A 13,937-nucleotide genomic window follows, 5' to 3' on the forward strand; every position below is an offset into this window, starting at 1 on the left:
TACCAAATCCCCCATTTCTTTTGAACGAAATGTAGCAATTCTTCAAACGCTCCCCACAAAATGGACGTGACCCGATTTTAGCTCAGTTCTTTGTTGGGCAACTTCATCAAAGACCCCGGCACGCGAATTGTGTCCGAATAGCGTTATTTTAGCGAACCATGAGACTCAGAGCCGAACATTTGGTCAAGCGCTACAAGCAACGCGTCGTCGTTAAAGACGTGAGCGTGGAGGTGAACCAAGGCGAGATCGTTGGATTATTAGGTCCCAACGGCGCCGGAAAAACCACCAGCTTTTACATGATCGTTGGGCTCATTAAACCGAATGAAGGCGGGGTTTTCTTGGACGACGAAGACATCACCAAGCTGCCGATGTACAAACGCGCGCGCAAGGGAGTGGGTTATTTGGCCCAAGAAGCCAGTGTATTTCGCAAATTGAGCATTGAAGACAACCTGAGGGCCGTTTTGCAAATGACGAAGCTGACCAAGCACGAGCAAAATGACAAGCTTGAAGAATTGCTCAACGAGTTTGGATTACAACACATCCGAAAGAATCGCGGGGATCTGCTGAGTGGGGGAGAGCGGCGGCGCACGGAGATCGCCAGAGCCCTTGCCGTGGACCCGAAGTTCATTCTGCTCGACGAGCCTTTTGCCGGTGTGGACCCCATTGCCGTAGAAGATATCCAGAGCATCGTCGAAAAGCTCAAAGAAAAGAACATCGGTATTCTCATTACCGACCACAACGTTCAGGAAACCCTGAGCATCACCGACCGCACCTATTTGCTCTTTGAAGGAAAGATTCTCAAATCGGGTACGGCCGAAGACCTCGCTGCTGATTCGCAAGTGCGTAAGGTGTACTTGGGCGAGAGGTTCGAGCTTCGCCGGAAAACGAAATAATTCGACCGGGGTCGGTCTCCTCCTCTCCAAGAGGTTTAATTCGCGCGTTGGCACGAAGCCGAAAAATTAAATTCACGTGGCTTTCCGGTAAATAACTCGATAATCCATGCTTAGAAAAACCCTTTTGATATTCGCGACCTTGAGTTTACTTGCTTCCTGTAACTCCAAGACCGAAGAGCAAAGCGGTGAAAATGCGCTTTCTTCGACCGAGATCCATTTGAACGATGGCGAAAAATGGCAAGTGAATGCCGAAATGAAACCACACCTCAACGGCGGAAAGGAGTTGCTCGAAAATTATAAAGCGAATGGAGGGAGTGATTATATCGAACTGGCAAAACAGCTCATAACACACAACCGCGAACTCATTCAAAGCCGCACCATGAAAGGCGAAGCACACGACGAATTGCATAAGTGGCTTTATCCACACATGAAAATGATCGCTCGTTTGAAGAAGGCCGGGGACGCGGAAGCCGCGGCACCTATTATAACCGAACTACGGGATTCGTACCGTTCGTACGATAGGTTTTTTGAGTGACTTGGATCTTGGTTGGTGGAATCGCGTACGCTTTACTTGTGGCAGTACCGATTTTCGATCTGATCCCCATATAGAAGAAGGTCGTATTCTGAATCAACCCCTGATCCAAATGAAGTTGATAAAGCTCTTTCCGGTATCGGTTGTTACCCTATTATTCGCTTGTGAGAAATACAAGGAATACGACAACCTCGAAACTATTGAGACCTCTTATACCGGAGCGGTCGCGGTAAGCGGATCAACCGGAGCGGTCGATGGTGAGTATACGGGTTCTGGAGACTAGAGTACCTACGGTTTTATCCGGGACAACTCTTCCAACGGAGCCATCTTGATCGTCGATGGTGAAATCACCGAAGGCTCGGTGCAATTCAAGGTTGAGGATTCACGCGGAGACGAAGTGGTGAACACCGTGCTGTATGAGGGCGAAAATATTTTTTCGATCGACGGGAAAAGCGGTAAGTGCAAAGTCAGTCTTGTGTTTATTGAGTTCGAAGGTGAAGGCAGTTTCGATCTCAATGTCATTCAATAAGATTTCTTTAGGGTTGCCCGTTCACTTCGCGAGCCAGTTCTGCTCGGCAAAGTAAATTTGCACCAAGCGCAAGTACGTTCATGTAGGAAGGGTTAAAAGCCTATGGCTTACGGCCTACAGCCTATAGCCTCACTTACAGCTCGAACAACTCGAACTCGTAGTTCTCCATGATCTTGTTGCAGAGTAACTTTTGGCAGGCCTCGTCGACCTTGGCTTTGGCCGTTGCCTCGTCTTTGGCTTCGATTTCCAAATGAATGTGCTTTCCGATACGGACCGAGCCGATCTCGGGCAATCCCACGTTCTTCATGTTGTTCGAAACGGCTTTTCCCTGCGGATCGAGGAGTGCGGGAAGCGGCATAACGTTAATTTCGGCGCGGAATCTCATGGCTTGTATCGCTTGAAATGAAGTTTGCTAAAAAACAGGTACAAAAGTAAGCTAAACAAGATTCCCCTCCAACCGAAGACGGCGATACAAACGGCCACTGACAAAATCATTCCATACCGAAACTGGTTGCCCATCCAACCGTAGGTTGAAAATTTTAGACTCAGCAAAGGCACATTGGCCACCAGCATCAGCGAACTCAGCGTGCACCAAATGGCGATGAATGTCGGATGCAGCCAATCGATGTCGGTCGCGTTGCCGCCAAAGGTCCAGTAGAGCGGAAAAAACGACAGCACCAGAGCGTTGGCGGGCGTCGGCAAACCGATGAAATGGGTCTGTTGGTCGGTGCTGATGTTGAATCGCGCCAATCGAAGCGCACTGAAAAGCGGAATAAGTAGTGCTGCCTGCGGCAGGATGCTCGACCCCCATAACCGGCCGCCATCTTGGTAATAGCGGGTCACCAATTCGGAATTCAGGTTGTAGAGCAACAAGCCCGGGGCCACCCCGAAAGTGACCACATCGGCAAGCGAATCGAGCTGCACGCCGAGCGGTCCGGCCACGCCCAAAGCCCTTGCTGCAGCCCCGTCGAAGAGGTCCATCACGGCTCCCGCGAAGATGCAGTATACGGCAAAATCGTACTCGGCATTGAATCCGTAAATGATCGAAAGCGTTCCAAAAAGCAGGTTGCTCATGGTCAGTGCATTCGGTATGGCGATTCTCCATGCGGACATGGGCACAATATATCGAGATTTATCGTGTTGTTTTAAAATGTTATCCATCTTTGCAGGCATGATCCAAAAGTCTATTCGCTTCGGTAAATTCAACGCGGCCTTTGTTCTGTTGCTGTCGTTACCGTTTCAAGGAAACGGCCAGGTGCGCAAGTACAGCAACGAATTCCTGAACATCGGGGTCGATGCGCGGGCACTCGGTATGAGTAATGCCGTGGTCGCTTCGGTGCAGGACGTTACGGCGGGGTATTGGAATCCGGCCGGGCTAGCACACTTGCGCGATCGATGGGAGGTCGGACTCATGCACGCCGAATACTTTGCCGGTATCGCCAATTACGATTACCTCGGAGGGGCAACTCCGATCGATGACCGCAGCACTTTTGGCGTTTCCCTTATTCGCTTCGGTGTCGACGATATACTCGATACCAGCGAACTCATCGATCAGGACGGTAACGTCGACTACGACCGCATCAACTTATTTAGCGCTGCCGACTATGCGCTATTGCTGAGCTATGCGCGGAATACCAATATCGAAGGACTCAGCATCGGTGGAAATGTAAAACTCATTTACCGAGGCATCGGAGATTTTGCCGATGCCTACGGGTTTGGCTTTGACCTGGGAACACAATATCACAAGAACGCCTGGAGCGTGGCCGCCAGCTTGCGCGATGCTACGACGACTTTTAATGCCTGGAGATTCAATACCGAGCGTCTCGAAGAGGTGTTCGTCGCGACCGGAAATGAGATTCCGACCCATGCCCTCGAACTCACCGCTCCGCGCCTAACTTTAGCGGCCGGACGAGCATTCGTGCTCGGCGATAACTTCAGCCTGTACAGCGAAATCGACCTTGTCACGACCTTCGACGGCCGGAGAGCTACGGTCATCAGCAGCGATTTTGCCAGCGTAGACCCCTCACTCGGACTCGAATTCGGATACCGAGATTTTCTGTTCTTACGCATGGGATTAGGGAATGTTCAACGGGCCATGGATTTCGACGACTCCGAATACTGGACCTTTCAACCCAACTTGGGTATTGGATTTCGCTATCAAAACATCTCCCTCGACTACGCCCTGACCGATATCGGCGATCAAAGTGTAGCGGTGTACTCGAATGTTTTCTCCCTAAAGCTTAACTTCGCTCGTAAGCAACCGTAACTTATGCTTCGGCACTTTCTCTTAGCACTTGCAACCGCCGCCTTGCTGATCATGGCTTGGCCGCCGCGTGTGTCGGCACCTCTGTCGCTCGTGGCCTTTATACCTCTGCTTTGGGCCATACGGGAGATCGATTACGATAAGGACTTCAAAGGCAAGAAAGGCTGGGCCGTATTCCGGTTGAGTTTCGTCGCTTTTTTAATATGGAATGTCGCCTGTAGCTGGTGGATCTACTACGCCGCGGCGGTCGGAGCCGTAGCGTCGAGCCTCTTCAACGCCACGGCAATGGCCCTCATGATGGTGCTGTACTACAGGGGGCGTAAGGCAATAGGACCGCAACGCTCACTCATTTCTTTACCCGCTTATTGGATCGCCTTCGAGTACTTTATTCAACGGTGGAATCTCTCATGGCCGTGGATGAATCTCGGAAACGTATTTGCCGGGGCACCCGATGCCGTTCAGTGGTACGAGTATACCGGAACACTTGGCGGCACACTCTGGATTTGGACCGTCAACATCGTACTCTACGCATGGCTTTCCGATTACAAACATCATTTGCGTTCGTTGCGGTTGTGGATGCGCCTCGCGGCGCGATTACTTTTTTTCGTTCTGGTGCCGCTCGCGCTGAGTTTGCAGATCGGCGCCCAGCATACAGGTTTTGGCGAGTCGGCCGATGTGGTCGTGGTGCAACCAAATGTCGATCCCTATACCGAAAAATTCAATTCCGACGATGTCGCACAAGTGAAGCGCATTTTGGCCATTGCCGATTCAGTGATGGATCAAGACGTCGATGTGATCTTAGCTCCGGAAACGGCTATTCCAGGCGGACTCATGGAAGGGCGGCTCGATCACGAGCCAACCATTGCAGTGATCAGAAGGTGGCTTCAAAATTACCCGAATGCGCAATTCATTATAGGTGCCAGTACTTATCGAATTTACGACAGTGCTCAGGAGGCTTCTGAAACGGCGCGCTACAACGAACGAGGTCAGTACTACTGGGATAGCTACAACACAGCACTCAATATCGACACCAGCGAGAACATCCGAGTATACCATAAATCGCAGTTAGTGGTCGGAGTAGAGCAGATGCCTTTCCGAAGTACTCTGGAACCCCTCATCGGAGAGATCGCCCTAGACCTGGGCGGTACCACCGGCACGCTGGGTAAGCAGCCGAACAGAGATGTGTTTCCTCACCCGACCAAGGAGATCAGTGTCGCTCCCGTAATCTGCTGGGAATCGGTTTTTGGAGATTACGTCACCGATTATGCCAACAACGGCGCAAATTTCTTCGGTGTCATCACTAACGATGGCTGGTGGAAAGATACCGATGGGTACAAACAGCATTTCGCCTATGCCAAATTGCGCGCCATCGAGAACCGAAGAAGTGTGGCTCGCGCAGCGAATACGGGAATCTCGGGATTCATCGACTTTAAAGGAAATGAACTACAACGACTCGGTTGGGATGAAACAGGAGCACTTCGACAAAAGGTCCACCTCTCATCGGCCAAGACCTTCTATCAACAACACGGCGACTTCATTGGGCGTATAGCGCAAGCCCTGGCCGTGGTCTTCTTGCTTTATCTTTTTGTGCGGTTGCGCGTAAAACCTTGAGTAGTTCTTAATTCTTAGTGTTGAGTTCTTACGTGCAATGGGTAATGAAACATGGACAGTGAACTCAGACAGACCGTGAATCATGAACGAATGAATTTGATTATCCTCGCATTAAAACCCGGGGCCAAGGGGCTTATTTCCATCAGGGGATTGCCGGTCGGGTTTCAACAATTTGATCCCAGGGCCGAAGCCCCGGACTGTTTTGCATTCGTTTGCCCTTTCTTAATAATCGTTGATGATTCAACTGCTCAATCCCCGTATTAAAACCCGGGGCCAAGGGGTTTATTTCCATCAGGGGATTGCCGGTCGGGTTTCAACATTTTTGATCCCCGGGCTGAAGCCCGCGGCCAAGGATCGTCCTTTCATTATTAAATCCCATTAACCGATAACCATTTTTAATCAACCAATCAACCAATCAACCAACAAAGAACAAAGAACATCCCCCAACGAACTTCGTTTAATATCTTTGTAGCTCTAATCGAATGGATTTCTAAAGAAAGTTAGAATGAGCACTTACGACGTTACCGTCATTGGGTCAGGACCGGGAGGATATGTTGCGGCGATTCGCTGCGCTCAACTCGGCATGAAGACCGCCATCATAGAAAAATACAATAGCTTAGGAGGGACCTGCTCGAACGTAGGATGTATTCCGTCCAAAGCCTTGCTCGACAGCTCGGAACACTACCACGATGCAGCGGAGAAATTCGCCACGCACGGAATCGAGCTCAAGGACCTAAAAGTGAATATGCCGCAAATGATCGAGCGCAAGCGCGAGGTCGTGAAGAGCAATGCCGATGGTATCGCGTTCTTGATGAAAAAGAACAACATCGACGTACATACCGGAGTCGGATCATTCGTTGATAAAGGCACACTTAAAGTGACGGATGGCAATGGAAAAGAAACAGAGATCAAAACCGGAAAGGTGATCATTGCCACGGGTTCAAAGCCCAGTTCGCTTCCCGGTATCGAAATCGATAAAGACCGAATCATAAGCTCTACCGAGGCACTCGAGCTTCTGGAAGTGCCTAAGAAAATGGTGGTCATCGGTGCAGGGGTAATCGGACTCGAGCTCGGATCGGTATACCAGCGCTTGGGTTGCGAAGTGACCTTCGTAGAGTATGCCGATAGCGCGATCCCAATGATGGACAGCGCCATGAGCAAAGATCTTACCCGCGCCATGAAGAAAATGGGCGTGAAATTCAATTTCTCCCACAATTTAAAATCAGCCGAAAACACCGGTGACAGGGTTAAGGTAGTTGCCGAAAACAAAAAAGGTGAAGAAGTGACCTTCGAAGGTGACTATTGCCTTATGGCGGTTGGGCGTAAACCCTATACGGCCGGACTCAATAGCGAAGCGATCGGACTCGAAATGGACGATCGCGGACGCATCGTGATCGACGATCAGTTCAAGACAAATGTCGACGGAGTTTATGCCATTGGAGACGTGGTTCGCGGAATCATGCTCGCGCACAAAGCAGAGGAAGAAGGAGTGGCCGTAGCTGAATTGTTGGCTGGTGAAAAGCCGCATATCAACTACAACCTTATCCCGAACGTCGTATACACCTGGCCCGAGGTTGCTTCTGTGGGTAAAACCGAGGAAGAGCTCAAAGAAGCCGGCGTGAAGTACAATACCGGAACTTTCATGTTCAAAGCCAGTGGTCGCGCTCGCGCTTCTATGGATACGGACGGATCGGTGAAGCTCCTGGCCGATGCCAATACCGATGAGATCCTCGGAATGCACATCTGCGGTCCGCGGGCTGCCGACATGATCGCCGAAGGAGTAGTGGCCATGGAATATCGGGCCAGCGCCGAGGACATCGCACGCGTGAGTCACGCGCATCCGACCTATACCGAAGCCATCAGAGAAGCGGCCCTCGAAGCTACAGGGAACCGCGCTTTGCATAAATAATATGATCCGCCGTACGGTACATACCTTCCCGGTGACCGATAAGGCCGAGATCGAGAAAAAGCTGCTGCTCTGGACCCGTGGGTTCAGAGCAGTTTGCGTCTTAGACAATGGCAATTACCGCTATCCGGGCCCTTTTGAACCGGCTTTTGATATGGCCGTGGCCGTTGAGGCCATAGATGAGGTAGAGGCCAACGCGGGGGATGCTTTTGAGAAATTGGAGTTGGCGACAAAACGACGGGCCGATTGGTGGTTTGGGGGATTGAGTTACGATATCAAGAACGAAGTTGAACGGTTGGAATCAGAGAATACCGATGAGCTTTCTTTTCCTGACCTTCGGTTCTTTAGCCCCAGATTTTTGTGGTTACTCAAAGGTTCGAAGGTCGAACTACACTTACTTCCGGACGAATCCGCAGTGCCTGCCGAACTGTGGAGGCAGGTTAGGGAGCAGGTGATCGAAGAGCCTATGGATCCGAATCCGGTGAACTGGCAAAGCCGTATCGATAAATCCACCTACCTCGAGCGATTTCATCGCATTCAAGAACATATTCGCCTAGGCGACATCTACGAAATGAATTTTTGCCGCGAATACTTTGCCCATGACATTGAGCTGGATCCTTGGCAAACATTCCTGCGGTTACAGCGGACGACCAAGGCCCCATTTACGGCCTTTTGGCGTTGGAACGACGACTATGTGCTCTCGGCCTCCCCGGAGCGATACCTGCGCAAGCAGGGACGGCGAGTGATCTCGCAGCCCATCAAAGGAACTGCGCCGCGCTCCAACGATGAGCCCGAAGACCTGCGTTTGGCCGAAGAGCTGCGGAACAGTAAGAAAGAACGCGGTGAGAACGTGATGATCGTAGACTTAGTGCGCAACGATCTCAGCAAGGTCGCGGCCCGCGCATCGGTGCACGTCGATGAGCTCTACGGCGTTTACAGCTTTCCTACGGTGCATCAAATGATCAGCACGGTGCGGGCCGATTTGGCCAATGGCCGATCGTGGAGCGACCTCTTCCGCGCGAGCTTTCCAATGGGCAGCATGACCGGTGCCCCTAAAGTGCGCGCCATGCAGATCATCGAAAACCTCGAGGAAACCAAACGCGGCTGGTACTCCGGAAGCCTCGGCTACATGGATCCACACGGCGATGGTGACTTCAATGTGGTTATCCGATCACTCGTATACAGCACAACTAAAAACTACCTTTCACTACAGGTCGGCGGCGCCATCACCATACTCAGCGAAGGCGAGGCCGAATGGAACGAAACCGAACTCAAGGCGCGCGCACTCTTGGCCGCGGTCCGAAACAATTCTCCCGAGGATGAATCAACTGAGTAGGCAAGTAGAAGGTTGGGTCGAACGACACTTGGCGCCTACGGCGCGATGCTTGGTAGCCGTGAGCGGGGGTGTAGATTCTATGACGTTAGTCCATCTGCTCCACCGCTGCGGAGTAAACGTTTCTATTGCACATGTGAACTTTCAACTGCGCGGTGATGAGTCGGCCGCCGACGAAGCCTTTGTTAAGCAGTATGCCGAAGAACTGAGCGTACCCATGCATTGGCGACGCTTTTCACCCGAAGAGCTCGAAGATCAAAGCGACGAGAGTGCTCAGATGTGGGCACGCCGTAAGCGGTACGATTGGTTCCAGCAGCTGATGAGTGACGAGGGCTACGATCATCTGATGACGGCACATCATCGCGATGATCAACTCGAGACCATTTGGTGGAACATGATGCGGGGAACGGGTGTGTCGGGTCTTCGCGGTATGCTCGAAGTTCAGGAGTACGCCGGTAAGGAGAAGGGGCTCATGCGCCCACTTCTGGCATTCGGCAAGGAGGAACTCCTCCGGTATGCCGAAGAGAACGAGGTGCGCTACCGAACCGATTCGTCGAATGCCTCGATGAAATACCGGAGAAATGTGGTGCGCAACCGCATCCTGCCGCAGGCAGAAGAAATACAACCCGCTCTGAGTACGAATATCACCGCGTTTGCCGCCCGTATGCGGGACCTCGAGGAAATTCTGCAAACGATCGTTGAAGGGGCGGCCGCTGATGCCGTGACCGAACGCGAGCATTGGACCGAGATCGACATCGCAAAGGTGAACGATTTGCCCGGTGCCGCCACGCTGTGGTACGAGCTATTGGAGCCGTACGGGTTTTCCGCCTTGAGCGATATTTTGCGGGCGATAAACGAAAAGGCGGTGGGTGCTCGTTTCTTTAGTTCGAAGTATCGGATGACGGTGGATCGGGAGCATTTGATCATCGATCGACGCGCTGATGACGAACGTTCGAAATACTGGTGGGCCGAAGGGGAGGCGATGAACGAACCGCTGACCCTCCGGGCCGAGGTCGTGGATCGAAAATTGATCGAAATTCCCACGAGCTTGAACCGCGCGGCAGTCGATTACGATAAGCTGGTGTTTCCGCTCACGCTGCGGCGCTGGAAACCCGGCGATGCGTTTCGTCCGTTGGGTATGAAAGGCACTAAAAAGCTGCAAGATTATTTCACCGATGAAAAGTGGAGTAGGACGGCCAAAGAAAATGCCTGGCTATTGTGCTCAGGAGACGATATCGTTTGGCTCGTGGGGCACCGCTTGGACGACCGCTTCAAAATTGGAGACGCCACCGAAAAGGTGTACCTTGTGGCGCTTTTGGAAAACGAAATGTAAGGCACGATGCGCAAGCTGATCTACTCGATACTTCCTCTGTTTTTATTAGTAACGACGGCCTTCGGCCAGATCTTGGAGCCCGTTAAATGGAGTTACTCTACCCAAAGGTTGAGCGACGACGAAGCAGAGGTGATCTTTCACGCCAAGATCGATCCGACATGGCACTTGTACAGTCAGGATATTCCCGATGGTGGTCCTATTCCGACCGAATTCATCTTTGAGGAAAGCGACGCCTGGGAGCCGATCGGTCCTGTAGAGGAGCGCGGCCACTTGGAGGAGGAGTACGATCCCAACTTCAGGATGGACCTCAAGTATTATAGCTTGGAGGTCGATTTTGTCCGGAAAGTCAAAATACTGAGTTCCGAGGATTTTGAAGTCACTGGAGAACTGACCTTCATGACCTGTGATGCTACGCAGTGTTTGCCACCGGAGTATATCGATTTTGAGTTCAGCCTTAGAGGAGCAAGTATTGTCGAAGAAGATCCTTCAGAAGAAGGAACCGGCTCCAGCACCAGTTCTGAAGAGGAGGTGTCAAAGCCTAGTGATGAAATTGAGCCGATGGAGAATTCGAGCCGATTCTCAGTAACAGAAGACGCTGAAAAAACGGGCTCCGAGGCCGAAACTGAAACGGAATCCGAAGCTAACCCTACTGCTAAAGCTAAAGCTAACGTTGAATCCTCCGGAAGCCGCTCCCTCCTGAGTATCTTCCTTTTGAGCTTCCTCGGTGGTTTTGCCGCATTATTGACCCCATGCGTTTTCCCGATGATTCCCCTTACGGTAAGTTTCTTTACCAAGCAGAGTAAATCACGTGCGAAAGGTATAGCGAACGCCTTGATCTACGGAGGATCCATCATTGTGCTTTACACGGTCATCGGGCTCATCATTACCAAGACCTTTGGACCGGATGCTTTGAACGCCTTTAGTACGGATCCGTACGTGAACATCGCGTTCTTCTTGTTGCTGGTGGTTTTCGCCATTAGCTTCTTCGGAGCCTTTGAGATCACCTTGCCGAGTAGCTGGGTCAACAACGCCGATCGCGCATCGGAGCGAGGCGGATTGGTCGGCATTTTCTTTATGGCCTTTACTTTGGCCTTGGTATCGTTCAGCTGTACAGGTCCCATCATTGGATCCTTGCTCTTCGAAGCCTTTAGCGGTGGAATTCAAGGTCCACTCGTGGGTATGTTCGGCTTCTCGTTGGCCTTGGCTTTACCCTTTGGATTGTTTGCCGCTTTCCCGGGATGGCTCAACTCGCTGCCGAAGTCGGGCGGATGGTTGAACTCCGTTAAAGTGGTGCTCGGGTTCATAGAACTCGCTTTCGCCTTGAAGTTCCTCAGTACGGCCGACTTGGTTTGGCAAGCGGGCATTTTGAAGCGCGAGTGGTTCATCGTGAGTTGGATCGCTATTTTCGGGCTTTTGACCTTGTACCTGCTCGGAAAGTTCCGCCTGCCGCACGATAGCCCGTTGGAGAAGATATCAGTATCGCGTTTATTCTTTGCGATCTTTAGCTTGATGTTCACCATTTACCTGATCCCGGGTCTTTGGGGAGCACCACTGAAAGCCATCAGCGGTTTTACTCCGCCCATGTTCTACAGCGAATCTCCCAAAGGTTTTGGCGGTAGCGCAACAGTAGTTGCAGGTGTCGGTGCCGAAGCGGGTCACGTTCCCGAAGGTGCGAATCCGGCCCATTGCCCGCATGAGCTCAACTGCTTCCACGATTTCGAAACGGGTAAGGCATACGCCGAAAAGGTGGGAAAGCCCATCATGCTTGATTTCACCGGTTGGGGCTGCGTGAATTGCCGTAAGATGGAAGAACAAGTATGGAGCGATCCACGTGTGTTGGAGCGCTTGCGCAGCGAAGTGGTGTTGATCTCGCTGTATGTCGATAAGCGAGAGCGATTGCCGAAGGAAGAACAATACACCAGCGAAATCACCAACAAGAAGGTCAAGACCGTCGGTAACCTCTGGAGTGAATTCCAGGCCAAGCACTATCAAACCAACAGCCAGCCCTACTACGTGATTATCGATCACGAGAGTATGGACCCGCTCATTGAACCCACGGCATACGATCCGAATATCGATAAGTTCGTCGACTGGCTTGATCGCGGTGTGGCAGCATTCGAAGAATGATCAAACAAGAGTTACTTGAGGCGCAGCGGATATTGGAGGAGTTCCTGGAGAACAACGAAAATATCGTGCGCATTGAACAGGCAGGGCAACTACTTGTTAGTTCACTGCAGCAGGATGGCAAGATCTTAAGCTGTGGTAACGGTGGTTCTATGAGCGATGCCATGCATTTCGCCGAAGAGCTCAGTGGCCGATTTAGAGATGATAGACCGGCATATGCAGCATTGGCCTTGAGTGACCCCTCGTATTTGACCTGTGTGGCCAACGACTATGGGTACGAGCAAGTTTTTGCGCGGGGAGTTGAGGCGCTGGGAAAACGCGGAGATGTTTTGTTAGCGATATCGACGAGCGGGAACAGCAAAAATGTACTTCGTGCCGTAGGCACAGCAAAAGAAATAGGCATGCATGTGGTGGGGCTCACCGGTAAAACGGGAGGTGCACTCGCCGAACTATGCGATGTGGAAATTCGGGCCCCGCACAGCGAATATGCAGACAGAGCTCAGGAGATCCACATAAAAGTCATCCACTGCCTCATTCATTACGTGGAGCAGCATGTGGAACGATGAACCCCAACTTCCGGAAGAGCGATACCGCATTAGGAACGACGAATATATCGTCGGATTCATGCGTGTGATGTACGGTAAAAGCAGCTTTTACAGCAAGGATGGGTTTTGGTGGACCGGAAAGGCCATGGACTACAACGTGCGCGACGAGTACGTTGGAGTGCGCGACAAAAACAACAAGCACATTTACGAGTGGGATCTCTTGAAGTACAAGATCGATCCGGACGATGACTACTGCGAGGGAGCCGTACTGTGGCAAACCGACAAGAAGCGTTATGTGATCCGCGATCTCGAGGCGGAGATCTACTACCCGTTCGAAATCGACGGCCTTCAGATGTTCAATCCTGCCCGGCTCGAAGTTTTTAGCTACCTCTTCATCAATCCTGAGCTTCAGGAGCTCCTCGGAGTTTCGGAGTAGTTTTATTAACTTCGGTACGACCCCTAACGCCTAATCCGTGCTGAGTCATGAAACAACCACACTATTTGTTGGTGGATGACGACCCCATCAATAATATGATCAATGAGCGCATGCTTAAAAAGCACCACGGTGAAGATATCGTATGCCAAGTGTTTCCGGACGGTAAGCCGGCCATTTCGCATTTTAAGAACGGCGGAGCCAAGCCCGATATGATCTTTCTGGATATTAATATGCCCGAGGTCGATGGCTGGGAGTTCTTGGAGTTTTACAGACATCAAAACGACAAGGCCCCGGTAGTGATGCTCACGTCGTCCATTGAGCCAAAGGATCTTGAAAAAAGTAAGCTGTACGATTGTATTCTGGATTGCATATCGATGAAGTTAATGCCAAACTCGATCGAAAAGATCGTTAAAAAGATGCAAGACAACAATG

The 13,937-nt window shown here is 51.4% G+C and carries 15 protein-coding genes; 13 read left to right on the forward strand and 2 right to left on the reverse strand.

All coding sequences use genetic code 11. The annotated features are described in order from the left end of the window. Positions 1 to 158: 158 nt before the first annotated feature. From lptB to J4F31_09900, 4 genes are all read left to right on the forward strand, one after another. The gene (gene lptB / locus J4F31_09885; protein MCE2496867.1) at positions 159 to 893 is read left to right on the forward strand and encodes an LPS export ABC transporter ATP-binding protein; all 735 of its coding nucleotides are present in this window, start codon (positions 159 to 161) and stop codon (positions 891 to 893) included. A 106-nt stretch (positions 894 to 999) separates the two neighbouring features. Next, complete coding sequence (locus J4F31_09890) at positions 1,000 to 1,428, forward strand: hypothetical protein (protein MCE2496868.1); 429 nt, start codon at positions 1,000 to 1,002, stop codon at positions 1,426 to 1,428. Next, positions 1,421 to 1,708 carry a hypothetical protein gene (locus J4F31_09895; protein MCE2496869.1) on the forward strand — a complete coding sequence of 96 codons (288 nt, stop codon included), beginning with the start codon at positions 1,421 to 1,423 and terminating at the stop codon, positions 1,706 to 1,708. Before J4F31_09890 ends, J4F31_09895 begins: the two co-directional genes overlap by 8 nt. 45 nt (positions 1,709 to 1,753) lie before the next feature. Then, positions 1,754 to 1,954, forward strand: a complete 201-nt coding sequence (locus J4F31_09900; GenBank protein MCE2496870.1) for a hypothetical protein — start codon at positions 1,754 to 1,756, stop codon at positions 1,952 to 1,954. 133 nt (positions 1,955 to 2,087) lie between these two features. Here J4F31_09900 and purS read toward each other — a convergent pair whose 3' ends face one another. Together purS and J4F31_09910 are read right to left on the reverse strand one after the other, a co-directional pair. Next, a complete protein-coding gene (gene purS, locus J4F31_09905; GenBank protein MCE2496871.1) occupies positions 2,088 to 2,339 on the reverse strand; it encodes a phosphoribosylformylglycinamidine synthase subunit PurS in 252 nt (83 codons plus the stop codon). Next, the gene (locus J4F31_09910) at positions 2,336 to 3,067 is read right to left on the reverse strand and encodes a CDP-alcohol phosphatidyltransferase family protein (protein ID MCE2496872.1); all 732 of its coding nucleotides are present in this window, start codon (positions 3,065 to 3,067) and stop codon (positions 2,336 to 2,338) included. Before J4F31_09910 ends, purS begins: the two co-directional genes overlap by 4 nt. Before the next feature lie 58 nt (positions 3,068 to 3,125). Between J4F31_09910 and J4F31_09915 the strand changes: the two genes are divergently transcribed. The 9 genes from J4F31_09915 to J4F31_09955 all read left to right on the forward strand — a co-directional run. Continuing rightward, the gene (locus tag J4F31_09915) at positions 3,126 to 4,220 is read left to right on the forward strand and encodes a PorV/PorQ family protein (GenBank protein MCE2496873.1); all 1,095 of its coding nucleotides are present in this window, start codon (positions 3,126 to 3,128) and stop codon (positions 4,218 to 4,220) included. Between the two features lie 3 nt (positions 4,221 to 4,223). After that, complete coding sequence (lnt, locus tag J4F31_09920; GenBank protein ID MCE2496874.1) at positions 4,224 to 5,828, forward strand: apolipoprotein N-acyltransferase; 1,605 nt, start codon at positions 4,224 to 4,226, stop codon at positions 5,826 to 5,828. Between the two features lie 505 nt (positions 5,829 to 6,333). Then, positions 6,334 to 7,737: a dihydrolipoyl dehydrogenase gene (gene lpdA, locus J4F31_09925; GenBank protein MCE2496875.1), complete on the forward strand. Its 1,404-nt coding sequence runs from the start codon at positions 6,334 to 6,336 to the stop codon at positions 7,735 to 7,737. 1 nt (position 7,738) lies between these two features. Beyond that, complete coding sequence (locus J4F31_09930) at positions 7,739 to 9,070, forward strand: anthranilate synthase component I family protein (protein MCE2496876.1); 1,332 nt, start codon at positions 7,739 to 7,741, stop codon at positions 9,068 to 9,070. Then, entirely contained in the window at positions 9,054 to 10,400 is a 1,347-nt protein-coding gene (gene tilS / locus J4F31_09935; GenBank protein MCE2496877.1) for a tRNA lysidine(34) synthetase TilS, read from the forward strand. The genes J4F31_09930 and tilS overlap by 17 nt, the downstream gene beginning before the upstream one ends. A 6-nt stretch (positions 10,401 to 10,406) precedes the next feature. Then, positions 10,407 to 12,527, forward strand: a complete 2,121-nt coding sequence (locus J4F31_09940) for a thioredoxin family protein (protein ID MCE2496878.1) — start codon at positions 10,407 to 10,409, stop codon at positions 12,525 to 12,527. Next, positions 12,524 to 13,090, forward strand: a complete 567-nt coding sequence (gene lpcA, locus J4F31_09945) for a D-sedoheptulose 7-phosphate isomerase (GenBank protein MCE2496879.1) — start codon at positions 12,524 to 12,526, stop codon at positions 13,088 to 13,090. The genes J4F31_09940 and lpcA overlap by 4 nt, the downstream gene beginning before the upstream one ends. Then, on the forward strand, positions 13,077 to 13,505 hold the full coding sequence (locus J4F31_09950; protein ID MCE2496880.1) for a hypothetical protein: 429 nt from the start codon (positions 13,077 to 13,079) through the stop codon (positions 13,503 to 13,505). Before lpcA ends, J4F31_09950 begins: the two co-directional genes overlap by 14 nt. A 47-nt stretch (positions 13,506 to 13,552) precedes the next feature. Continuing rightward, the coding region (locus tag J4F31_09955; protein ID MCE2496881.1) for a response regulator at positions 13,553 to 13,937 on the forward strand (385 nt) is incomplete at its 3' end.

It is taken from the genome of Flavobacteriales bacterium, assembly GCA_021296215.1.
GTDB lineage: Bacteria > Bacteroidota > Bacteroidia > Flavobacteriales > ECT2AJA-044 > ECT2AJA-044.